Genomic DNA, 22,174 nt, shown 5'->3' on the forward strand with positions numbered 1-22,174 from the left:
ATATGTAAGAAAAGTAAAAGTAGGTGAACATTTTGAAAAAAGAAAATATAGAAAAAACATTAAAAGTATTAAGTGAGACTTACCCTAATGCTAAATGTGCGCTGGAGTTTAAATCACCTTATGAACTATTAGTTTCAACAATACTATCCGCACAATGTACTGATGTAAGAGTTAACCAGGTTACGGAGGAATTATACAAAGAATATAATACACCGGAAAAAATGATAAGCTTGACAGAGGAAGAGCTAGGAGAAAAGATCAGAAGCTGTGGATTTTATAAAAACAAAAGCAAAAATATATTAGGAGCTACAAGAGATATAATACAAAAACATGGTGGTGAGGTACCAAAAACAATGGAAGAACTAATAGAACTCCCGGGAGTAGGAAGAAAAACTGCCAATGTAGTTTTATCTAATGCTTTTGGAGTTCCAGCTATTGCAGTAGATACTCATGTATTTAGGGTATCAAATAGGCTTGGAATTTCGAAAGGTGATACTCCAGATCAAGTAGAAAAAGGTCTTATGGAAAATGTTCCAAGAGAAATGTGGAGCGATACTCACCATTATCTTATATGGCATGGAAGACAGATTTGTAAAGCTAGAAAACCACAATGTGAAATATGCCCACTAGCGCCTTACTGTGAGTATTTTAATGAAGAAGTGAAGACCGAAAATTAACTTTCGGTCTTTAAAAGCTCTCTTCTTACCCAGTCTAGTGCAGTTATAGTAGTTCTTCTTCTTATCATTTCTCTACTGCCTGTAAATTCACATTTTTTAACTTTAGTTTTTCCGTTAATATAAAGACCAATATAGACTAAGCCTACAGGTTTTTCGGCAGTACCACCACCTGGCCCTGCAATACCAGTGGTTGATAGTCCTATGTTTGTTTCGGATGTTTTAGCAATACCTTCTGCCATTTCCTTTGCAGTTTCTTCACTTACAGCACCAAATAGTTCTAAAGTTTCTTCCTTTACACCTAGACGCTTGATTTTCGCATCATTACTGTAGGTAACAGCGCCCTCCATAAATACTGAGGAGACGCCTGGATAATCTACAAGCTTTGAAGCGATAAGCCCTCCTGTGCAGGATTCAGCAGTAGATATAGTTAAGTTATTTTTTATTAGCAATTCAGCTAAGACTGCTTCGAGAGAAGTTTCACCTTCGCCATATATATGTTTACCAAGTCTACTACGAATTTCATTTTCTACAGGAATAATAAGCATCTTTGCATTCTCTTCTGTATCTGATTTTGCAGTGATTCTTAGAGTTACTTCCCAGTCTTTGGCATAAGGTGCTACAGTAGGGTTTGTGCTGTTATTTATGATATCAGATATTTGTTCTGCCATAATACCTTCACCTATGCCGCAAATTCTTAGAACCTTCGATTGTAGTATCTCGCTACTATATTTCTTTAATAAAGGAACTACAGAGTTTTCAAACATAGGCTTCATCTCTCTAGGTGGCCCAGGCAAAACAATAAGTAATTTACCGTCTTCCTCTATAGCACAACCTGGTGCAGTACCATAGTCATTAGGTAGAACTAATGAGTCCTTTGGAAAATATGCTTGTTTTATATTATTTCCCTTTAACTCTCCTTTTGATGTGTTAATAAAATGTGATTTTAATTTGCTTAATGTATCCTCGTGCAGAACCATTTCTTTATTAAAATATTCTGCACCAGTTTCTTTTGTTAAATCATCTGGTGTAGGACCAAGTCCACCGGTAGTTATTACTATATCAGCTCTATTAAAAGATTCTTCAAATTCTTTTTTTAATCTTTCACTGTTATCCCCAACTACAGATTGATGATATACAGAGATACCTAGATCCGCTAATCTTTTTGATAAATATTGAGCATTCGTATTCACTATATCGCCAAGTAAAAGTTCTGTTCCTACACAGAGTATCTCAGCTTTCATTTTGACAACCTCCCCGGTCTATATTATTTTAATTCTGGCAGTATTTTAAAAGTAAGTCTAGAGTAGCCATTACCCCATCCATGTGAGTTCTCTCATATGCATGAGAAGCAAAGACGCCAGTTCCAATTAGAGCTGTCTTTACATCCCAGCCTGCTTTTTGTGCGGCAGAAGCATCAGACCCATAATTAGGATATATATCAATTTTATAAGAAATGTTATTCTCTTTACACATATCAATAAGATTTTTTCGAAGTTCTAAGTCATAAGGACCAGAGGAATCTTTGGCACATATACATACACTGTATTCAGATGAATTTTGTCCAGGGCCAGGAGCTCCCATATCTATAGATAAAAATTCTTTTGTTTTCTCAGGTATAAAAGATGCACCATGACCTACTTCTTCATAATTACTTATTAAGAAATTTATAGTGTAAGGAAGAGAAATTTTATTTTCTACTATATATTTGATTGCATATAAAATTATGCCGGCACTTGCTTTGTCATCTAGATGTCTGCTTTTTATAAAACCGTTATCTGTAAAAATAGTTCTGCTATCAAAGCATATAAAATCACCTATATTTATTCCTAAATTCTCAACATCCTCTTTTGAAAATACCTTTTCATCTATAATAACTTCCATATTCTCTGGAACTCTTTTTAGTTCACGAGCCTCATTTCCATGTATGTGTACGGAAGGTTTTATAGTTTGAATAGTTCCTGTGTAAATTTTGTCATCTAAAGTGTGTATCGTACAGTTTTCACCATCTATAGAATTCATCATGAAGCCACCTACAGGGGCCAATACTAAAGCCCCATTAGATTTAATCTCTTTTACCATAGCACCTAATGTGTCTATGTGGGCTGAAATGGTCTTTTGATATTCAGAATTTTCACCATCTAAAGTTACTATAAGGCATCCTTTATTAGTAGTTGTATAGGGTACTTTTAGCAGGTCTAGCTCATATTTCATGTAATTCATAACTTTATTTGTGAATCCACTAGGACTTGGAGTTATCAATAGATTCCTAATATAATGCTTTACTTTTTCTTTGTCATAGTTCATTTAGATACACCTCACCTTAAATCATTTTGTAAGAAGATACATAATTGTATAATTAATTCTATACCTTATGATTTTTTAGTTCAATAAATATTTGATTGTATGAAGAAAACAATTTAAATAAAATTGCTTTTATAGTATAATGATTAGGGAAAATAAAGAGGTGATACCTGTGGGGAGAAAAAAAAGAAGTACTAAAAAAAAGCTTTCAATTAGAGTACTTATTGCTATAGCTTTTCTAACAATAGGTACTGCAGGATTTGGAATATTCCAGTATAATGCTGTTAAAGCTTGGTCAAATGTAATATATCCAGGGGTAAGTGTATCAGGGGAAGACTTATCTGGGAAAACAAAAGATCAAGCAAAGAAAATTTTAGAACAAAAATATACTAATTCAGTAGAAAAGGGAAAAGTAAATATAATAACTCCTGATAGAACTTATACATTAGATTATTCAAAGCTAAATCCTAAATATAATATAGACGAAGCCGTAAACCAAGCATTTTTATATGGTAAGGATTCTAATGCCTTTAAAAAGTATAAAATAGTGAAAGGTTTCGAGAAAAAACAATTTTCTCTAGGGCTTACTTATGACAAAAATCCAGTAAATGAACTTATAGACAGTATTGAAAAAGATATAAACAAAGATCCTGTAGATGCGACACTAAAAATAAGCGGAGGAAATATTACAGTAGTACCAGAAGAAAGTGGAAGAAAGCTTCAAAAAGATAAATTACAAAAAGAAGCTTCATCAAAAATTAATGAGTCAGTAGGAACTGATGTAAACATTAAGGCGCCTATAGAAGCAATTTCTGCTAAAATTACTGCGGATAAAATATCTTCTATTAACGCAAAAATATCAACTTTTACTACAGAGTATGGCTCTATATCTTCAAGAGAAAGGGCTAATAATATAAGTCTATCTACAAATATTATAAATGGTAAAATACTTATGCCTGGAGATACTTTCAGTTTTAATGATGTGGTAGGAGAAAGAACTGCGGAAAAGGGATATCAAGCAGCCCCAGTTATTATTGGAAACCAAATAGACTCAGGACTTGGTGGCGGAATATGCCAGGTATCCACAACATTATACAATGCAGTACTTAGAGCTAATATAAAATCTGTTGAAAGAGCTCATCATACACTACCATCGCACTATGTGCCACTTGGAATGGATGCTACCGTTGACTATGGTAATTTAGACTATAAATTTAAAAATACTTTTGATTATCCAATATATATTGAAGGAGATGCTTCTGGAGGAAATGTTACATTCAATGTATATACGAATTCTTCTTTAAGTGATGTAGTAACTGAGGTGAAATCAGAAGTTTATGAGACTATACAACCGGGAGTAAAGTATGTAGATGATCCAACATTACCAGATGGACAAACTCAACAAGTTCAAGCTCCTTATACAGGCTACAAGGTAAAAGTTACAAAAAGAACTACAAAGAATGGCAGTTTGATAAGTGAAGATGTTATAGCATATGATTTTTATCAGCCAGTGGATGGAGTTATAAAAAGAGGTACTAAAAAGCCGGTTGAACCGCCAAAAACGATTGAACCGCCAAAAGCAAATGAACCACCCAAAACAAGTGAACCGCCAAAAACAAGTGAACCATCAAAAACAAGTGAACAGCCCAAAACAAGTGGAACAACTCCAAAAAGTTAGGCAAAGTTTAATTAAGCAACATTCAAGGACTAAATCTTGTATTATACAGGACTTAGTCCTTTTAAATTCCTCTTCTAAGTGCCTTTTTTACATAAAAGCATTGTCATAGTGGAATATTATGGTATAATATAATTGTAAATTTATTCAAACTTGCGGATATGGCGGAATTGGCAGACGCGCTAGATTCAGGTTCTAGTGAAGGAGACTTTGTGCAGGTTCAAATCCTGTTATCCGCATCAGGTTATTGTAGAGTAAAATAAACAAGGGCTTCATATATTTTAGAATGAAGTACTTGTTTGTTTTTTTTTATATAATTCAAGGTTTAAGTCAATTTTCGGCCGTGAAGCTCTACACAAGCTTTAGACTGACTAAAAGTTTTTAACGGACGGAAGCTTTGGAAACATAGCCCAAGGTATAAATTAACTGACCGTCTAGTACCCCTGTAGTATGTTTACAAATATGTAACTTATAAATATATTGAGTTATATTGAAAATATTCCAAAATTTGTATATAATATAATTATGTTTTACAATTAATTGAGTTTAGTTATTCTAAAATTTATTAAAAAGGATAGTGAGAATATGAGAATTGGCAACAGGAAAAGGTTTTTATTTTCTTGTATTTTTTTTACTATGATAATGTTATTATTTGGGAAAGCCATAAATCCGGTTTATGAAAAGGTATTAGGTGAGCCGTATTCACCTATGGTTAAAGCTATAGATAAAAGTAATAAATTTAAGAAGCCCAGTAGGGAATATACTATAGTGCTAGATGCTGGACATGGTGGAATTGATAATGGTACGAGCTATAAAGATATGTATGAAAAGTATTTAACCTTTAAGATAGTAAAGTATGCAGAAGCATATTTAAAAGATAAAGGATGTAAAGTAGTTTTAACAAGAAATGAGGACAAGCTTATACCTCTAAAAAAAATAGGAGAGAAAGTTAATGAGGCAAATGCAGATGCATTTATTTCGGTCCATATAAATTCTATTAATGATATCACTTTTAAAGGCATAACTACATATTACTACGATGCAAATGGTTACCAAAAAGATGAAAGAATGAAGCTTGCACAAATTATAGAAAAAGAAGCTATAAAAGATGATGGATGGGAAAATAAAGGTATAAGAAGAGAAAACTTTGCAGTACTTAGGTATAGTAAAATACCTTGCGTCTTGGTTGAATGTGGATTTATAACTAATGAGGAGGATAGAGAAAAGTTGTCAAAAGAAGATGTATTAAAAAGATTAGCTGAAAATATATCAAATGGTACCATAGAATATCTTGAATCGGTAAAATAAAAAAACTGCGACGCAGTTTTTATAGATATTCAACCTAAGTATTTGACTTATTAACGGTATTCATAGGAATACCTCTTCTGTACTGTTAATAATTTTAGTTATCTCTAAGGCTTGCCGCTAAGAACATCAACAATCTTAAATAAACTCGCTATGCTCAAACAGTATTTAAGATTGATGATGTTCTAAAGTAGCTTCGCCAAGAGCTAACATAAAATTATTAAATGTACTGTCAGATGTATTCCTATGAATACCTTAGTTAAGTCAATTATCAAAGTTAGATATCTATCAGAAAAGTAACTAGAAAGTTAGTTTATACAGAGGGATATGTTTCCAAAGCTGAAGTAGATTTAAAAACTTTGTGCCAGTCTTAGTAAAGGGTTTTAAGAGAACCTTAGAACTTTAGAGTTGTTTGAGCACAGCGAGTTCTCGAAAGTTCTTAGGTTGTCTTGAAACACAAGCTTTAGACTGGCTAAAAGTTTTTAACGTGCTGAAGCTTGGAAACATATACCGGCGTATAAGCTAACTTTCAGCCTAATCCCTATATATGATCTTATATCACATAATTTTTATACTATGAATTACAGATGCTGTATATTGAAGTGCTTTACTGTTATAATATTATGGAGTAATATATATGGAGTAATAGAATGTCTATAACAACATACTGATTGGAGGAGAATAAATTGAATTTAAATATAGTATTATTTGAACCAGAAATACCACAAAATACAGGGAATATAGCTAGAACTTGTGTGCTTACAGGTTGTAAATTGCATTTAATAAAGCCATTAGGATTTAGCTTAGATGAAAAACATCTTAAAAGAGCTGGGCTGGATTATTGGAAAGATTTAGACTTAACCATATATGATTCCTATGATGAGCTTAGAGAGAAGTATAAGGATTCGACTTTTTATTTCTCAACCACCCATGCTAAAAACTCATACCATGAAGTAAACTTTAAGCCTGGCGATTTCATCGTGTTTGGAAAAGAATCGGCAGGATTACCTGATAGAATAAGAGAAAGTGATCCTGAAAGGGACATAAGAGTTCCGATGATAAATACAACTACCCGTTCTTTAAATCTGTCAAATACTGTTGCTATAATTGCATATGAGGCATTAAGGCAGATGGATTTTCCAAGTATGAAATAGGAAGGTATAAGCTTGATGGAAAAAATAAAGATAATAACGGATAGTACATCTGATTTACCTGAAGAAATAGTAAAAGAATATGATATAGAAGTGCTTCCGCTATTAATTAATTTTGGAGAAACAACCTATAAGGATAGAATAGATATAAACTTACAGGAACTCCTATTAAAAATGGAGCAAAGCGATGAATTCCCTGGAACAACACAGGTTAATCCTCAAAGATTCCTAGAATGCTATAGGAGTTATAGCGAAAAAGGATACAAGATAGTTTCTATACATATTTCTTCTAAAATGAGTGGAACGTATCAGTCTGCATGTATTGCTAAGGAAATGCTAGGAACGGATGATATAGTGGTAATAGATAGTTTAAATGTTACATCAGGTCTTGGACTTTTGGTGCTTAAGGCGGCTAGGTTAAAAGAAGCAGGATTAGGAATTAAAGAGATAGAAAGCGAAATCAAAACTTTAATTCCACATGTAAAGAGTGTACTTGCTTTTGAAGCTTTAGACAATCTAGTTAAGGGTGGAAGATTATCTAAAACCGCAGGGGTTATAGGCAATATATTAGGTATTAAACCAATTCTAGCAGTAGAAAATGGTGAGATGGTAGTTATTGATAAGTTAAGAGGCAACAAGAAATCTATAAAATATATTTTAGATTATATAGATAAGAAAGGAATAAAAGAGGGAGAAGCCTCTATACTTTTACATGTCGAAAATAAGGAGATATTAGATGCTTTAAGGGAATCTTTAAAGTCAATAGATAAGGAATTTATAGAATGTGAAGTAGGATGTGTTGTAGGTATACACTCAGGACCTAGGGCTGGTGGTGTATTTTTTATAGAGAATCATTAATAAATCGGATATATTGTTAAAAAAATATCTATAATTTATTAACAATATGGAATTAAAAAGACTTTGTTTGACAAATGTAATCTTGCAAACAAAGTTTTTTTGTTGTATATTTAATTTTATTGAATGAAAATTAAGAAATATATCAAGGGTTATTGAGGATTTTAGCGAATAAATTGTAAATATATTGAAATATAACCAAAATATTCGCGAAAAATGGTATTGAAAAAGCAGATAGATCTTATAATAAAATTGAATAATTAATATGTTCTAAATGTATAGAATTTTTTGTTTGACTATTATATAATTAAGTTGTCAATGAAAACGTTAAAAAATTAATAAAGTTGGATGAAATTTTCGGGAGATTAAGTAGAAAACTTAACAAATTTTGCGTTGATAATCTACTTACTATATATTAGAGCGTATAAGGTTCTAATATATGGTATCCTTAAATGGATAGCCGAAGGAATAAGTATTATTTTGCTTAAATAATATGAAGCTCTCAGGCAAAAGGACCGAAAATGGACAAGTCTCTGGAAAGCGATAAGCACCGAAGGAGTAAAACTCTCAGGTTAATAGACAGAGGTAGAAAAGCGAATGCTTTCTGCCTCTGTTTTTTGTTAGATCAAAATGTCGAAATATATTTTGAATAGAAAATGTTTAAAATATTAATTGAATGCAATCTGATATACGATATAGTTGGTGTTAAAGTTTCGTTTTGAAAAGGAGAATAAAAATGATAGAGCCAGTAATTATTGTAACTAATAATCCAATGAGCAGAGAAAAATTAAGCAGTAGTCATGAAACCGATTACGTGAATGGCAATACAATGGATGTATTTAAAAAGGTAAGAGATTACATACATAAAGGACATAAATTACTCACACATCCTTTAATGAGTAGTATAAAACCTAATGAAACTCCTTACAGAACAGTTGTTATATCAAAAGGCAAAAGTGAATCCGTAGATATACAATCTTTAAATTATATAGAGGAAGGTATATATGCTACTGAGAAATTTACTCAAAAGTTTGGCATCCCAAAATGGAGTAAGCAAGTGCTAGAAGACTTTCAACTTATAGATTATGATTTAATCTATCATGCATTTAATTAAGCAGAGAACTCAAATCTCTGATTTGGAGTGAGTCGCTTACTCATTCGACAATAGGAGAAGGAGTTTCATAAGCAGGCATCCAAAATCTTTGATTTTGAGATGATCGCTTACTCATTCGACAGTATGGAGAAGGAGTTTCATAATAATGAATAATAGCATAAATGTATGCTTAAAATAGTACCATTGCAATTATATTTAGTAGTGCGTACTTAATATATAGATATTGAATCTAAAAAGTAATTAATATATTAAAAAGCGGGAGGGAACAAAAATGTCACAGATTTATGACACAATAATAATCGGTGGTGGTCCAGCAGGACTGTCAGCAGGCCTTTATGCTGCAAGATCAAGAATGAAAACTTTACTTATTGAGAGAGCGAAATACGGTGGTCAGGCAACAACTACAGATGAGCTTGAAAACTATCCTGGATCTATTGAAGATTGCACAGGTTCAACACTAAGTGAAAGAATGAGAAAACAAGCAGAAGAATTCGGAACTGAGTTTGCTAAAGATGAAATAGTAGAAGTTGAATTGTCAGGAGACATAAAGGTAGTTAAAGGAAGAAAAGAAACATATCAAGCAAAAACAATAATAGTAGCTACTGGTGCTACTCCAAGACTTTCAGGATTCAAGAATGAATTAGAATTAAGAGGAAAAGGAGTTTCCTACTGTGCAACTTGTGATGCAGACTTCTTTACAGATCTAGATATAGCTGTTATAGGGGGAGGAGACTCAGCTATAACTGAGGCTATATACCTTACAAAGTTTGCTGAGCATGTAACTGTAATACATAGAAGAGATGCATTAAGAGCAGCGAAATCACTACAAGAAAAAGCATTTGCAAATCCAAAAATAGACTTTATATGGAACTCAACTGTTGAAGAAGCATTGGGAGATGAAATATTAGAAGGTCTTGTTTTAAAAAATAGAGAAACTGGAGAAACTAGCGAATTAAAGGTTGATGGATGCTTCGTATTCGTTGGATATGATCCAATATCTAAGTTATTTGAAGGACAAATAGAAATGGAAAATCAATATATTGTAACTGATGATGACATGAAAACAAATATTCCAGGAGTATTTGCTGCTGGAGATATAAGAAAGAAACTATTAAGACAGGTTATAACAGCTGCAGCAGACGGAGCCATAGCTGCAACAGCTGCTGAACACTATATAGAAAATCACAAATAAAAGGAGGTTTTATCAATGATAGAATTAACTAAGGAAAATTTTGATGCTGAAATAGTAAATTATACTGAAAAACCAGTATTCGTAGATTTCTGGGGAGATAAGTGTGAAATATGTAAACAACTTATGCCAGGAGTTCATGAACTTGAACATAAGTATGGTGATAAAATTAAATTCACTAGCTTAAATACAAGTTCAGCAAGAAGACTTGCTATATCACAAAAAGTTTTAGGATTACCAACAATGATAATCTATAAGAATGGTGAAAAAGTAAGCTCAATTACTGCTGATAAAATAGCAACATTAGATGATATAGAAAACTTTATAAAAACTTACTACGAAACACTATAATTATTTGAAATAAAAAGTTCAAAACTTTTTATAAATAAATAAATAAATAATTAACCACTCAAATCCCATTTTAGTATTAATTAATAATCGAATGAGAGTTGAATGTAAGTTCAACTCTCATCGAAATAAATTTGGAGGTGACTACTTTGCGTTTAGAAATTGGAAAAATTTATATTAAGGACGTTCAATTTGGAGCTGCAACAAAGGTGGAAAATGGAGTTCTTTATGTAAACAAAGAAGAGTTATTACAAGCAGTTGGTGGCGATGAAAGAGTTAAAAGTATAGAATTCGATATCGCAAAGCCAGGTGAAGAGACAAGAATAATTCCAGTAAAAGACGTTATTGAACCAAGAGTAAAAGTTGAGGGAAAAGGTGGAATATTCCCAGGCTTTATAAGCAAGGTTGACACAGTTGGTTCAGGAAGAACTCACGTGTTAAAGGGAGCTGCAGTAGTTACTACTGGTAAAATAGTTGGATTCCAAGAAGGAATTATAGACATGAGCGGAGAGGGAGCTAGATATACTCCATTCTCAAAGACAAATAACCTTGTAGTTATTTGTGAGCCAAAAGAAGGCGTTAAACAACATGAGCATGAAGAAGCTGTAAGAACAATTGGATTCAAAGCAGCAACATACCTTGGAGAAGCAGCTAGAAATGTTGAGCCAGATGAAGTGAAAACTTTTGAAACTCTACCATTACTAGAGCAAGTTAAACAATATCCAGACCTACCAAAGGTTGTATATGTATATATGCTTCAAACTCAAGGATTACTACATGATACATACGTATACGGCGTAGATGCTAAGAAAATTATACCAACATTTATATATCCAACAGAAGTATTTGATGGAGCTATCGTTAGTGGAAACTGCGTATCAGCTTGCGATAAGAACCCAAGCTATGTTCATATGAATCATCCAGTTATTGAAGATTTATATGAAAGACATGGTAAGGACATCAACTTCTTAGGTTGCGTAATCACAAATGAAAACGTATATCTTGCAGATAAAGAAAGATCATCAAACTACACTGCTAAGCTAGTTCACTTCTTAGGAGCAGATGCAGTTATAATTTCAGAAGAAGGCTTTGGTAACCCAGATGCTGACTTAGTTATGAACTGCAACAAGATAACTGATTTAGGAATAAAAACTGTATTAATTACAGACGAGTATGCAGGCCAAGATGGAAGCTCACAATCACTTGCTGACTCTACACCAAAAGGTGATGCAGTAGTAACTGGTGGAAATGCTAACGAAGTTGTAATATTACCAGCAATGAAGAAGATAATAGGACATCCTGAAGCTGCTGATGTAATAGCAGGTGGACACGTAGGAAGCTTAAGAGCGGATGGATCAATAGAGGCTGAGATTCAGGTTATAACTGGAGCTACAAGCGAAGTTGGATTCAACACTTTAACAGCAAAAGGATATTAATAGCTTAAATAAAATAGACTGAATCCTTAAATAATATTAGCAGATTTTATAAAATAGCTGATATTAAAAAATAAAAATTATAAATGTAATATTAAATTTGAAAGAGAGGATGATATAGATGTTACAAGGAAAAAAAGTAATAGCTGTAGGAGATAGAGACGGAATACCAGGACCAGCGATAGAAGCTTGCGTTAAGTCAGCTGGAGCAGAAATAATTTTTGCATCAACAGAATGCTTTGTTTGAACAGCCGCAGGAGCTATGGATCTGGAGATCCAACAAAGAGTAAAAGATTTAACTGAAAAACATGGTGCAGAAAATGTAGTTGTAGTAATCGGAGGAGCAGAAGCAGAAGCTTCAGGACTTTCAGCAGAAACAGTATGTGCTGGAGACCCAACTTTTGCAGGTCCACTTGCTGGAATAGCATTAGGTCTTGCAGTTTATCATGTTGTTGAGCCAGAAATAAAGGACGAATGTGATGCAGCTGTTTACGATGAACAGTGCGGAATGATGGAAATGGTTCTAGACGTAGATGCTATTATTGAAGAAGTTAAGAATGTTAGAACTCAATACTCAAAATACTAATTCTAAAATGTGTTTAAATTCCTAGGAAAAGGGGGAATTCTGAAATGATTAAAGTTGTTCATTATATAAACCAATTCTACGCTGGTATAGGCGGAGAAGAAAAAGCTGATATAAAACCAGAAGTTAGAGAAGGATTTGTTGGTCCTGGTATGGGATTAAACGGATTGTTAAAAAATGGTGGTGCTGAAATAGTTGCTACAGTTATTTGTGGAGATTCCTACTTCAATGAGAATCTTGAAGAAGCAAAAGCTGAAGTTATTGAAATGGTGAAAAAATATAGCCCAGACTTATTTATAGCAGGACCTGCTTTCAATGCTGGAAGATATGGTGTAGCTTGTGGAACTATAGCAAAGGAAGTTGAAGAAAAGTTAGGAATACCTGTACTTTCAGCTATGTATGTTGAAAACCCAGGAGTAGACTTATTCAAGAAACAGCTTTACATTGTAGAAACTAAAAACAGTGCAGTAGGTATGAAAGATGCTCTTCCAAAGATTGCATCCTTAGCATTAAAGCTTGCTAAGAAAGAAGAAATAGGATCACCAGCAGAAGAGTCATACATCGAAAGAGGTATAAGAAAGAACTACTTTGCAGCTGAAAGAGGTTCAAAAAGAGCTGTTGATATGCTTGTTAAAAAGATTAAGGGTGAAGAATTCGTTACAGAGTTTAAAATGCCTGTATTCGATAGAGTAGATCCAAATCCAGCAGTAAAAGGTATATCAAAAGCTAAGATAGCATTAGTTACATCAGGTGGTATAGTTCCAAAAGGAAACCCAGACCACATTGAATCATCCAATGCTTCTAAGTTCGGAAAATATGATATAGAAGGCGTAATGGATTTAACAGCAGAAACTTATGAAACAGCACACGGTGGATATGATCCAACATATGCTAACACAGATTCAGATAGAGTACTTCCAGTTGACGTATTAAGACAAATGGAGAAGGAAGGAAAAATTGGATCACTTCATAGATATTTCTATACAACAGTTGGTAACGGAACAGCAGTTGCTTCCTCAAAGAAATTTGGTGAGCAAATTGTTAAAGAGTTAATTGCAGATGGAGTAGATGCAGTTATACTAACTTCCACCTGAGGAACTTGTACACGTTGCGGTGCAACACTTGTAAAAGAAATTGAACGTGGAGGTCTTCCAGTAGTTCATATGTGTACAGTAGTTCCAATATCATTAACAGTTGGTGCTAACAGAATAGTACCTACAATAGCAATACCTCATCCACTTGGAAACCCATCATTAGAAGCTAAGGATGAGTACGAATTAAGATATCACTTAGTAGAAAAAGCATTAGGCGCTCTTTCAACTGAAGTAGAGGGACAAAAAGTATTTGAAGAATAATTAATAGTAAGGGAATTGAAAATTGAAAATTATTTAATTTTCAATTCCCTGTTTTTATAAATTTTTCGTTAAATATAGTAAGAGATACATATAAATTGAGAACTGAGAATTGAGATATTGAAGGTTCTCAATTCCTAATTCTCAATTCTCAATTAGATTAAGGGAGGTTTTACAATGAGTTTTCCAGTAATAAAAAAGGCTTCTTATATTTTAGTTAATGCACCTGATATGGTAATACATAATGGTACTACTCAAACTTTAGAAAGAGAAACAAATCCAGATTCAGCTTACTTAAAGGAATTAAAAAATCACTTAAGACCTTTTGATGAAGTTGTAGCTTACGCACCAAATCAAACTTATATAGGTAATATGACTCCAGATGAATTAGGAGAATTACCAAGACCATGGTTTAATTCAAAGGTTGAAGGTGCTAATAGATTTGGTAATTTCGGAGAAATAATGCCACAAGATGAGTTTTATGGCTTATTAAAGATTTCAGATGTATTTGATTTAGTTATTCTTGAAAAGGATTTTACTGCATTAGTAAAAGAAAAGCTTAGCAGCCATCCTCTTTTAAAAGAAAAAGTAGAGGCGTTAAAAGAAGGAGAAGAGTTATCTGTAATCCAAAATTTAGTAGAAAATGGAGTAGCAGAAGGACTATATGAAGATGGAAAATTAGTTGGATGTATTAAAAGAGCACATGAATTTGACTTAAACTTATCATCACACATAATGGTAGAAAATCTTGTTGTTAAGGCATCAGGAGTTTTAGCACTAATGCACTTAATAAAGAGCTCAGGAATAGATGTAAATGAAGTTGACTATTTAATAGAGTGTTCAGAAGAAGCTATAGGCGATATGAATCAAAGAGGCGGCGGAAATACTGCTAAAGCTTGTGGAGAGATAGCAGGTATTAAAGGTGCTACTGGAATGGACGTAAGGGGCTTCTGCGCAGGTCCAACTCACGCACTAGTTACAGCATCTGCTCTTGTTAAATCAGGAATACATAGAAATGTAATAATATTTGCAGGTGGAAGTACTGCGAAGCTAGGCATGAATGGAAGAGACCATGTTAAGAAGGGATTGCCAGCTTTAGAAGACTGTGTAGGAGGTTTTGCTATACTAGTATCAGAAAATGATGGAGTAAGTCCAGTACTAAGAACTGATATAATAGGAAGACACACAATAGGACATGGAGCAGCACCACAAGCAGTTATAGAAGCTTTAGTACTAGAGCCTTTAACTAAAAATGGAATGAAAATTACTGATGTAGATAAATACGCTCCAGAAATGCAAACTCCAGATATTACTGAACCAGCAGGCGCTGGAGATGTTCCAACTCAAAACTACAAAATGATAGGTGCATTAGCAGTTAAGAGCGGACAATTAGACAGAAAAGAGTTACCTAATTTTGTAAAAGATCATGGATATCCAGGATTTGCACCAACACAAGGACATATACCATCAGGAGTTCCAATAGTAGGTCATGGAATAGAGAATATAATGAGCGGAAAATTAAATAACTTCATGGTAGTAGGTAAAGGAAGTCTTTTCCTAGGAAGAATGACAAATTTATTTGATGGTATTTCTATACTAGTTGAGAAAAACACTGGTGCAGCTGAAGAATCACTAGGTGTTTCAAAGGACGAAATAAAGAATATGATAGCTGAAGGAATGAAGAAATTCGCTGAAGAGCTTTTAAAATAGTTAGGAGGTGATTTTACGTGGATGCAACTAAAAAAATAGTAGCGGAAGTTTTCAATGAAATAGCAGAAGGCATAAAAAGTGGAAGCTTCGGAAAAAAAGTTAGAATAGGCCTCACTACCTTTGGCTCAGAGCATGGCGTTAAAGAGATGGTAAAAGCAGCTGAAATGGCTAAAGGTAAATATGGTGATTTTGATATAGTTTTAATAGGACCAAAAGTTGAAGGTGACTTTGAAGTAGTGGAAGTGAAAGATGCAGAAGAAGGACACAAGAAAATGGTAGAGCTTTTGGAGAAAAAAGAGCTTGATGGATGTGTAACTCAGCATTTTGATTTCCCAATCGGTGTATCAACTGTTGGAAGAATAGTAACACCAGGTAAGGGAAAAGAATTAATTATTGCTACTACAACAGGAACTACATCTACTAACAGAGTAGAAGGTATGATTAAAAATGCTATATCTGGTATCTCTGTAGCAAAAGCAGTAGGAATAAAAAATCCAACAGTAGGTATCCTAAATCTTGATGGAGCTAGAGGAGTAGAGCGTGCACTAAAAGATTTACAAGCTAATGGATATGACTTTAGATTTGCTGATTCATTAAGAGCTGATGGCGGCGCTGTAATGAGAGGAAATGACATTCTAGCAGGTACTCCAGATGTAATGGTTTGTGATTCATTAACTGGAAACCTATTAATTAAAATATTTGCATCCTTCACAACTGGTGGAGACTATGAAACAGTTGGTTATGGATATGGACCAGGTATTGGTGAAGACTATGATAAGTTAGTTAACATAGTATCTCGTGCTTCAGGAGCTCCGTTAATATGCGAGGCTTTAAGATATTGTTCACTATGTGCTAAAAATGATGTACTATCAAAAGCTAAGGGTGAATTCGGAAAAGCAAGAGAAGCTGGCTTAAATGATATAATAGGAAAATTGTTAGCTAAAGAAAAGCCAGTAGTAGAGGAAGAAGTAAAAATGCCTCCAAAGAAAGTAGTTACCTTCTCAATACCAGGAGTTGATATATTAGAACTTGAAAATGCTTGTAGAGCATTATGGAAAGAAGGTATATACTCAGAAAGTGGTATGGGTTGTACAGGACCTATTATACTTGTACCTGATGATGAAGGCGAAAAGTCAATAGAAGTGCTTGTAAAAGCAGGATACAAATAACAAAAGGGAGATTTATGCTCCCTTTTATATATTATGGAATAAATATCCTGTTTAATATATGAAATTAATCATAAAATAATAAAAGCATCATAATATAAACCATATGACTAAATATTTTTTACTAGAGTAATTGAGGATTAGATGTAAGAAAAAAATCTTGTTTACATCAATTCTCAATTATCGGACTTTTATATTTTATAATAAAACTTTTAACAGGATTTAAAGTCCAAATCAATAAGAATTTGTAAAATTTTATTTAACTTTTGGGAGGAAAATTGAACCTGTTGTAGAATATTTTTATGTACACTATGAAAAATACTAGTAATAAAATTAACTTTTTTAGGAGGGAATTATTAATGAATAAGAAGAGAGTGGTAGCTATTCTTGCTACTGCGATAATGACAGTATCATTATTTGCTGGATGCGGACAAAAACAACAAAACAAACCAGCAGGGGAAGGCACTCAGCAGGGAGCTAAGGTTAAAATAGGCCTTTCAACAGATGAAGGTGGATTAAATGATAAGTCATTTAATCAATCAGCAGACACTGGAATAAAGAGAGCTATAAAAGAGTTTGGAGTTGAGTATAAGCCAGTAGAATCAGCTAAAAAAGAAGACTATGAATCAAATCTGGACGCATTAGTTAATGCTGGATCAAACTTAACATTTGGAATTGGATTCCAAATGGAGCAGGCTATGAAAAATGTAGCTGGGAAATATAAAGATAAAAATTTTGCTATAATAGATACAGTTGTTGATGCACCAAACGTTCAATCAATAACTTTCAAAGAGCAAGAAGGTTCTTTCTTAATGGGAGTTATAGCTGGTAAAATGACTAAAACTAACAAAGTTGGTTTCATAGGCGGTAAGGACTTTGCAACAATAAATAAATTTGAAGTAGGTTTTGCTGCAGGTGTTAAGGCTGTAAACCCAGAAGCAGCTAAAGGATTAATAAGTTCAGATGGTAAGAGCCCAGGAACAATGGTTAAGTATGCTGATAGCTTTGGTGATACAAACAAAGGTTATGAATTAGCTAAATCATTATATGGTGCTGGCTGTGATATTATTTATCACGCAGCAGGTGGTGTTGGTATAGGAATGTTTAAAGCTACTAAAGAACTTAAAGATTCAGGAAAGCAAGTTTGGGCTATAGGAGTTGATATGGACCAGGCAGTTACAGTTCCTGAATATGCAAGCGTAATCCTTTCAAGTATGGTTAAAAAAGTTGACGTTGCTACATATGGTGCAGTAAAAGATGTAGTTAACGGAAAGTTCCAAGGTGGAAAACATATAGAGTATGGATTAAAAGAGGATGGTGTAGGTATAGCTGGAACATCAGATAAGAATACTCCAAAAGATGTTTTAGATTTAGTTAACAAATATACAGAAGCTATAAAAGCTGGTAAGTTTGTTGTACCTGCTACAAGAGAAGAAGCAGTTAAGTTTGCTGCTCCATCTATATAAATAATATAGCATTTTAAGCTAGGTGTATATTAAACGCCTAGCTTTTTTTATCCACTGGAAAAATGCTCTGCATTTTTTCTATTTTGTGAATTTTAAATTTATACAAAATATCTTTTCATGGTATAATAAAATGAGTAAATTTAAATAGTGCAAAGCGGGGTGAAAAAAATGAGTATGGATTTTGGCCTAAGTTTAACTCAGGAACAGAAATTAGTAATGACTCAAGAGATGCAGTTATCGGTTAAAATTCTTCAGATGTCAAGCTTTGAATTGCAAGAACATGTAGAAAAGGAATTACAAGAAAATCCCGTACTTGATGCTAAAAGTATTGATGCAAACAATGAAGAAAAAAATAAAGTAGACTATAAAGAATTAATTAAGTACTTTGAATTTGATAACTACAGCCATCATAGCTATGAAAAAAATGAAGATGATGATGTGTCTCCTTTTAATTTTATTTCTGAAAAAAAATCATTAAAAGAGTATTTAAGAGAGCAAATAAGGGACCTAGATGAAAAAGGATATATAAAAGCTATATGTTTATATATCATTGAAAACTTGGATGAAAGAGGATATCTAGCAGTAAAAGATAAAGATATAAGTGATGAGTTAAAAATATCACTAGAGCTTACTGAATATTGTATACAAATAATACAATCTCTTGAGCCAGACGGAATAGGAGCAAGAGATTTAAAGGAATGCCTAAAAATACAAATATATAAGAAAGCGTTGGAAGACGATAATATATATACTATAATAGACAAATATTTAGAAGCATTAGCTGAAAATAAATACACTTTCATTGCAAAGGAATTAAATATAGATGTTAAACAAGCACAGGAGTATGGAGATATAATAAAATCTCTTTATCCTAAACCATCAAGAGGCTTTTATACTGGAGAAGAGGTCAAGTATATTACTCCAGATGCATATATAAAGAAAATAGATGATGAGTATTATATAATAATGAATGATGATATCCTTCCTAAACTAAGTATTAATGAAATTTATAAGGAAATAATAAGAAATGAAGATGATAAAAATGCTGTAGATTATGTGAAAGAAAAACTAAATAGTGCTTTATTTTTAATCAAAAGTATACAGCATAGAAAAAGTACTATATATAGAGTTCTGGAGAATATTTTAGAACTACAAAGAGATTACTTTGATTATGGTGAAGAATACTTAAAACCTATGACACTTAGAGAAGTAGCAGAAAGCTTGGAGATGCATGAGTCTACTATAAGTAGAGCCATTAGAGATAAATACATATATACAAGTAGAGGTACAGTAAAAATAAAAGATCTATTTACTACTGCTATATCATCCTCCGGAACTGGCGAAGATGTTTCTGTAAGAATAATTAAAAAGGCTATAAAAGATCTGATAGATAAAGAAGATAAAAAGAAGCCTCTTTCAGATCAGGTTATATGCGATTTACTTAATAAAGAAGGCATGAATATTTCAAGAAGAACTGTAGCAAAATATAGAGAGGAAATGGGGATAAAGTCATCTAAGGGAAGAAAACGATTTTAATCCCCTTCCCTTATTGTTCACAATTTATTCATATTTTTTTTGAAAATACTATTTAAAAAATATAATATTTGTCTTATAATATAAGTGGGACACAAAAGTTAGTAGTGGGACTATAAATGTCCAAAGAGGTGTTTTGTTTGGAAGAGGTTTTAAAATTACAACAGAAGATAGTTCCTGAAATAGTGGAATTATTTGAGAAAAGATATAATATATTAAGAACTATATACTATAATCAACCAATAGGAAGAAGGGTACTTGCTAATAATTTAGGAATTGGTGAGAGAATAGTAAGAACAGAAATAAACTTTTTAAAGAGTCAAAACTTTATAGAGATAAGTACTCCAGGTATGACAATAACAGATGAGGGAGAAGAGATAATTGATAAGCTTAAAGATTTTATCCATCATCTAAGGGGCTTATCAGAAATAGAAAAATTCTTAAAAGAGAGTTTAAAACTGAGAAATGTAATAATTGTTCCTGGAGATTTAAATGAAGACAGCACGGTTATTAACGAGTTAGGTAGAGCTGCATCAAATTATTTAAAAAGTGTAGTGAAAGACAATAGTATTATTGCTATAACAGGAGGTTCCACCGTAAAAGAAGTTATTGACAATATGCCAAGAGTAGCAGGCTTGAAAGATATACTAGTAGTACCTGCCAGAGGTGGAATGGGGAAAAACGTAGAAACTCAAGCAAATACCCTAGCTGCTAAACTTGCAAATAAGGTAGAAGGAAACTACAAATTACTACATGTTCCAGACAACTTAAGTGACAAGGCTATGAGCACCATAATAAAAGAAACAGATATCCAGGATATATTAAGCAACATATATAATGCAAATATATTAATTTATGGTGTAGGAAGAGCTGAGTTAATGGCTGAGCGAAGAGGACTTTCAGAAGAAGAAATAGATGAGCTAAAGGATAAAGGTGCTGTTGGAGAAGCCTTCGGGTATTATTTCAACAAAGAAGGAAAAATAGTTCATTCTACACCAAGTATAGGAATAAGAAATGAAGAGATTGGAAAAATAGAAACATTGATAGCTGTAGCAGGAGGAAAAAGTAAAGCAAAGGCAATTATTGCTACACAATTGAACAATCCTAATGGAGTGTTAATTACAGATGAAGGCGCAGCTAGAGAATTAATAAATCTTTTTAAGTAGACAGTAAATTTAAAATCTATATATAAAAATATATTTTTAGGAGGAATTACAATGGTTAAAGTAGCTATTAATGGTTTTGGAAGAATAGGAAGATTGGCATTAAGACTGATGATCAACAACCCAGAATTTGAAGTTGTTGCAATAAATGACTTAACAGATGCTAAAACATTAGCACATTTATTCAAATATGATTCAGCTCAAGGAAGATTTGATGGAGAAATCAAAGTTGAAGAAGGAGCTTTCGTAGTTAACGGAAAAGAAATAAAAGTAACTGCTGAAAGAAACCCAGCAAACTTACCATGGGGAGAATTAGGAGTAGACGTAGTATTAGAATGTACTGGTTTCTTCACTTCAAAGGAAAAAGCAGAAGCTCACATACAAGCTGGTGCAAAGAAGGTTGTTATATCAGCACCTGCAACAGGAGACCTAAAGACAGTTGTATTCAACGTAAACCAAAATGTATTAGATGGAACAGAAACAGTTATATCTGGTGCATCATGTACAACAAACTGCTTAGCTCCAATGGCTAAAGTATTACAAGATAAATTTGGTTTAACAAAAGGATTTATGACTACAATCCATGCTTATACAAATGATCAAAACACTTTAGACGCTCCACACGGAAAAGGTGACTTAAGAAGAGCAAGAGCAGCAGCTGCAAACATCGTTCCAAACTCAACTGGTGCAGCTAAAGCTATCGGTCTAGTTATACCTGAATTAAAAGGAAAATTAGATGGAGGAGCTCAAAGAGTTCCAGTTATAACTGGTTCATTAACTGAATTAGTTTGTACTTTAGAAAAGAAAGTAACAGCTGATGAAATAAACGTAGCAATGAAAGCTGCTGCTAACGAGTCATTCGGATACACTGAAGAACCATTAGTATCTTCAGATATAATCGGAATCAGCTTCGGTTCATTATTTGATGGAACTCAAACTAAGGTTATGGAAGTAAATGGTGAGCAATTAGTTAAAGTTGCTTCATGGTATGACAATGAAATGTCATATACTTCACAATTAATCAGAACTTTAAAATATTTTGTTACTAAATAGTTAAAGTCTTAAAACGTAAATGTATCATATAGGTCTGGTTTTGTAGTTTTGGCTATAAGGCCAGACTTTTTTCAAATAACTTGATTCCTGTATTCAGTCA

At 33.0% G+C, this 22,174-nt stretch carries 19 protein-coding genes, 1 tRNA gene and 2 riboswitches; of the genes, 18 read left to right on the top strand and 2 right to left on the bottom strand.

Annotated features, from left to right (window positions below; genetic code table 11):
- Positions 1-32 precede the first annotated feature (32 nt).
- Positions 33-677 carry an endonuclease III gene (nth, locus tag ACZ5N4_RS00725; protein WP_464206260.1) on the top strand — a complete coding sequence of 215 codons (645 nt, stop codon included), beginning with the start codon at positions 33-35 and terminating at the stop codon, positions 675-677.
- Here the strand turns inward: nth and ACZ5N4_RS00730 are convergent.
- A complete protein-coding gene (locus ACZ5N4_RS00730) occupies positions 674-1,918 on the bottom strand; it encodes a competence/damage-inducible protein A (RefSeq protein WP_464206262.1) in 1,245 nt (414 codons plus the stop codon). The two genes, nth and ACZ5N4_RS00730, sit on opposite strands and share 4 nt — an antisense overlap.
- Before the next feature lie 28 nt (positions 1,919-1,946).
- The gene (locus tag ACZ5N4_RS00735; protein WP_464206264.1) at positions 1,947-2,981 is read right to left on the bottom strand and encodes a M42 family metallopeptidase; all 1,035 of its coding nucleotides are present in this window, start codon (positions 2,979-2,981) and stop codon (positions 1,947-1,949) included.
- A 169-nt stretch (positions 2,982-3,150) separates the two neighbouring features.
- On the opposite strand from ACZ5N4_RS00735, the gene ACZ5N4_RS00740 reads away from it, so the two are divergent.
- From ACZ5N4_RS00740 to gap, 17 genes are all read left to right on the top strand, one after another.
- Positions 3,151-4,656 carry a VanW family protein gene (locus ACZ5N4_RS00740; RefSeq protein WP_464206266.1) on the top strand — a complete coding sequence of 502 codons (1,506 nt, stop codon included), beginning with the start codon at positions 3,151-3,153 and terminating at the stop codon, positions 4,654-4,656.
- Positions 4,657-4,808: 152 nt separating this feature from the next.
- Positions 4,809-4,892, top strand: a tRNA-Leu gene (locus ACZ5N4_RS00745).
- Positions 4,893-5,289: 397 nt separating this feature from the next.
- The gene (locus tag ACZ5N4_RS00750) at positions 5,290-5,961 is read left to right on the top strand and encodes an N-acetylmuramoyl-L-alanine amidase family protein (protein ID WP_464206268.1); all 672 of its coding nucleotides are present in this window, start codon (positions 5,290-5,292) and stop codon (positions 5,959-5,961) included.
- A 683-nt stretch (positions 5,962-6,644) separates the two neighbouring features.
- Positions 6,645-7,112, top strand: coding sequence for a tRNA (cytidine(34)-2'-O)-methyltransferase (locus ACZ5N4_RS00755; protein WP_464206270.1), 468 nt, complete (start codon positions 6,645-6,647; stop codon positions 7,110-7,112).
- A gap of 15 nt (positions 7,113-7,127) precedes the next feature.
- On the top strand, positions 7,128-7,967 hold the full coding sequence (locus tag ACZ5N4_RS00760) for a DegV family protein (RefSeq protein ID WP_464206272.1): 840 nt from the start codon (positions 7,128-7,130) through the stop codon (positions 7,965-7,967).
- A 345-nt stretch (positions 7,968-8,312) separates the two neighbouring features.
- A riboswitch (glycine riboswitch) is annotated at positions 8,313-8,492 on the top strand.
- Positions 8,493-8,557, top strand: a riboswitch (glycine riboswitch). It begins immediately after the preceding riboswitch.
- 143 nt (positions 8,558-8,700) lie between these two features.
- The gene (locus ACZ5N4_RS00765) at positions 8,701-9,078 is read left to right on the top strand and encodes a GrdX family protein (RefSeq protein ID WP_464206274.1); all 378 of its coding nucleotides are present in this window, start codon (positions 8,701-8,703) and stop codon (positions 9,076-9,078) included.
- Between the two features lie 271 nt (positions 9,079-9,349).
- Positions 9,350-10,270, top strand: a complete 921-nt coding sequence (gene trxB / locus ACZ5N4_RS00770; RefSeq protein WP_464206276.1) for a thioredoxin-disulfide reductase — start codon at positions 9,350-9,352, stop codon at positions 10,268-10,270.
- 15 nt (positions 10,271-10,285) lie between these two features.
- Positions 10,286-10,618, top strand: coding sequence for a thioredoxin TrxA (gene trxA, locus ACZ5N4_RS00775; protein WP_464206277.1), 333 nt, complete (start codon positions 10,286-10,288; stop codon positions 10,616-10,618).
- Positions 10,619-10,764: 146 nt separating this feature from the next.
- The gene (locus ACZ5N4_RS00780; protein WP_464206279.1) at positions 10,765-12,051 is read left to right on the top strand and encodes a glycine/sarcosine/betaine reductase component B subunit; all 1,287 of its coding nucleotides are present in this window, start codon (positions 10,765-10,767) and stop codon (positions 12,049-12,051) included.
- Between the two features lie 118 nt (positions 12,052-12,169).
- A complete protein-coding gene (gene grdA / locus ACZ5N4_RS00785) occupies positions 12,170-12,634 on the top strand; it encodes a glycine/sarcosine/betaine reductase complex selenoprotein A (RefSeq protein ID WP_464206281.1) in 465 nt (154 codons plus the stop codon).
- A 44-nt stretch (positions 12,635-12,678) separates the two neighbouring features.
- Positions 12,679-13,986: a glycine reductase complex selenoprotein B gene (grdB, locus tag ACZ5N4_RS00790; RefSeq protein ID WP_464206283.1), complete on the top strand. Its 1,308-nt coding sequence runs from the start codon at positions 12,679-12,681 to the stop codon at positions 13,984-13,986.
- 174 nt (positions 13,987-14,160) lie between these two features.
- A complete protein-coding gene (gene grdC, locus ACZ5N4_RS00795) occupies positions 14,161-15,693 on the top strand; it encodes a glycine/sarcosine/betaine reductase complex component C subunit beta (RefSeq protein WP_464206285.1) in 1,533 nt (510 codons plus the stop codon).
- 17 nt (positions 15,694-15,710) lie between these two features.
- On the top strand, positions 15,711-16,862 hold the full coding sequence (gene grdD / locus ACZ5N4_RS00800) for a glycine/sarcosine/betaine reductase complex component C subunit alpha (protein WP_464206287.1): 1,152 nt from the start codon (positions 15,711-15,713) through the stop codon (positions 16,860-16,862).
- Between the two features lie 356 nt (positions 16,863-17,218).
- On the top strand, positions 17,219-18,325 hold the full coding sequence (locus ACZ5N4_RS00805) for a BMP family lipoprotein (protein WP_464206289.1): 1,107 nt from the start codon (positions 17,219-17,221) through the stop codon (positions 18,323-18,325).
- 174 nt (positions 18,326-18,499) lie between these two features.
- Positions 18,500-19,861 (top strand): RNA polymerase factor sigma-54, encoded by a 1,362-nt coding sequence (gene rpoN, locus ACZ5N4_RS00810; protein WP_464210781.1) that lies wholly within the window; start codon positions 18,500-18,502, stop codon positions 19,859-19,861.
- Between the two features lie 137 nt (positions 19,862-19,998).
- Positions 19,999-21,024, top strand: coding sequence for a sugar-binding transcriptional regulator (locus tag ACZ5N4_RS00815; RefSeq protein ID WP_464206291.1), 1,026 nt, complete (start codon positions 19,999-20,001; stop codon positions 21,022-21,024).
- Between the two features lie 51 nt (positions 21,025-21,075).
- The gene (gap, locus tag ACZ5N4_RS00820; RefSeq protein WP_464206292.1) at positions 21,076-22,074 is read left to right on the top strand and encodes a type I glyceraldehyde-3-phosphate dehydrogenase; all 999 of its coding nucleotides are present in this window, start codon (positions 21,076-21,078) and stop codon (positions 22,072-22,074) included.
- The last annotated feature ends 100 nt before the right edge of the window (positions 22,075-22,174 follow it).

Source organism: Clostridium nitrophenolicum, assembly GCF_055391695.1.

What these genes read in the sequence shown, in the direction of transcription:
- ACZ5N4_RS00730 (WP_464206262.1), bottom strand. Translation starts at nt 1,918, where the DNA reads ATGAAAGCTGAGATACTCTGTGTAGGAACAGAACTTTTACTTGGCGAT.
- ACZ5N4_RS00735 (WP_464206264.1), bottom strand. Translation starts at nt 2,981, where the DNA reads ATGAACTATGACAAAGAAAAAGTAAAGCATTATATTAGGAATCTATTG.
- ACZ5N4_RS00750 (WP_464206268.1), top strand. Translation starts at nt 5,290, where the DNA reads ATGATAATGTTATTATTTGGGAAAGCCATAAATCCGGTTTATGAAAAG.
- ACZ5N4_RS00760 (WP_464206272.1), top strand. Translation starts at nt 7,128, where the DNA reads ATGGAAAAAATAAAGATAATAACGGATAGTACATCTGATTTACCTGAA.
- ACZ5N4_RS00765 (WP_464206274.1), top strand. Translation starts at nt 8,701, where the DNA reads ATGATAGAGCCAGTAATTATTGTAACTAATAATCCAATGAGCAGAGAA.
- trxB (WP_464206276.1), top strand. Translation starts at nt 9,350, where the DNA reads ATGTCACAGATTTATGACACAATAATAATCGGTGGTGGTCCAGCAGGA.
- trxA (WP_464206277.1), top strand. Translation starts at nt 10,286, where the DNA reads ATGATAGAATTAACTAAGGAAAATTTTGATGCTGAAATAGTAAATTAT.
- grdC (WP_464206285.1), top strand. Translation starts at nt 14,161, where the DNA reads ATGAGTTTTCCAGTAATAAAAAAGGCTTCTTATATTTTAGTTAATGCA.
- ACZ5N4_RS00805 (WP_464206289.1), top strand. Translation starts at nt 17,219, where the DNA reads ATGAATAAGAAGAGAGTGGTAGCTATTCTTGCTACTGCGATAATGACA.
- rpoN (WP_464210781.1), top strand. Translation starts at nt 18,500, where the DNA reads ATGGATTTTGGCCTAAGTTTAACTCAGGAACAGAAATTAGTAATGACT.
- gap (WP_464206292.1), top strand. Translation starts at nt 21,076, where the DNA reads ATGGTTAAAGTAGCTATTAATGGTTTTGGAAGAATAGGAAGATTGGCA.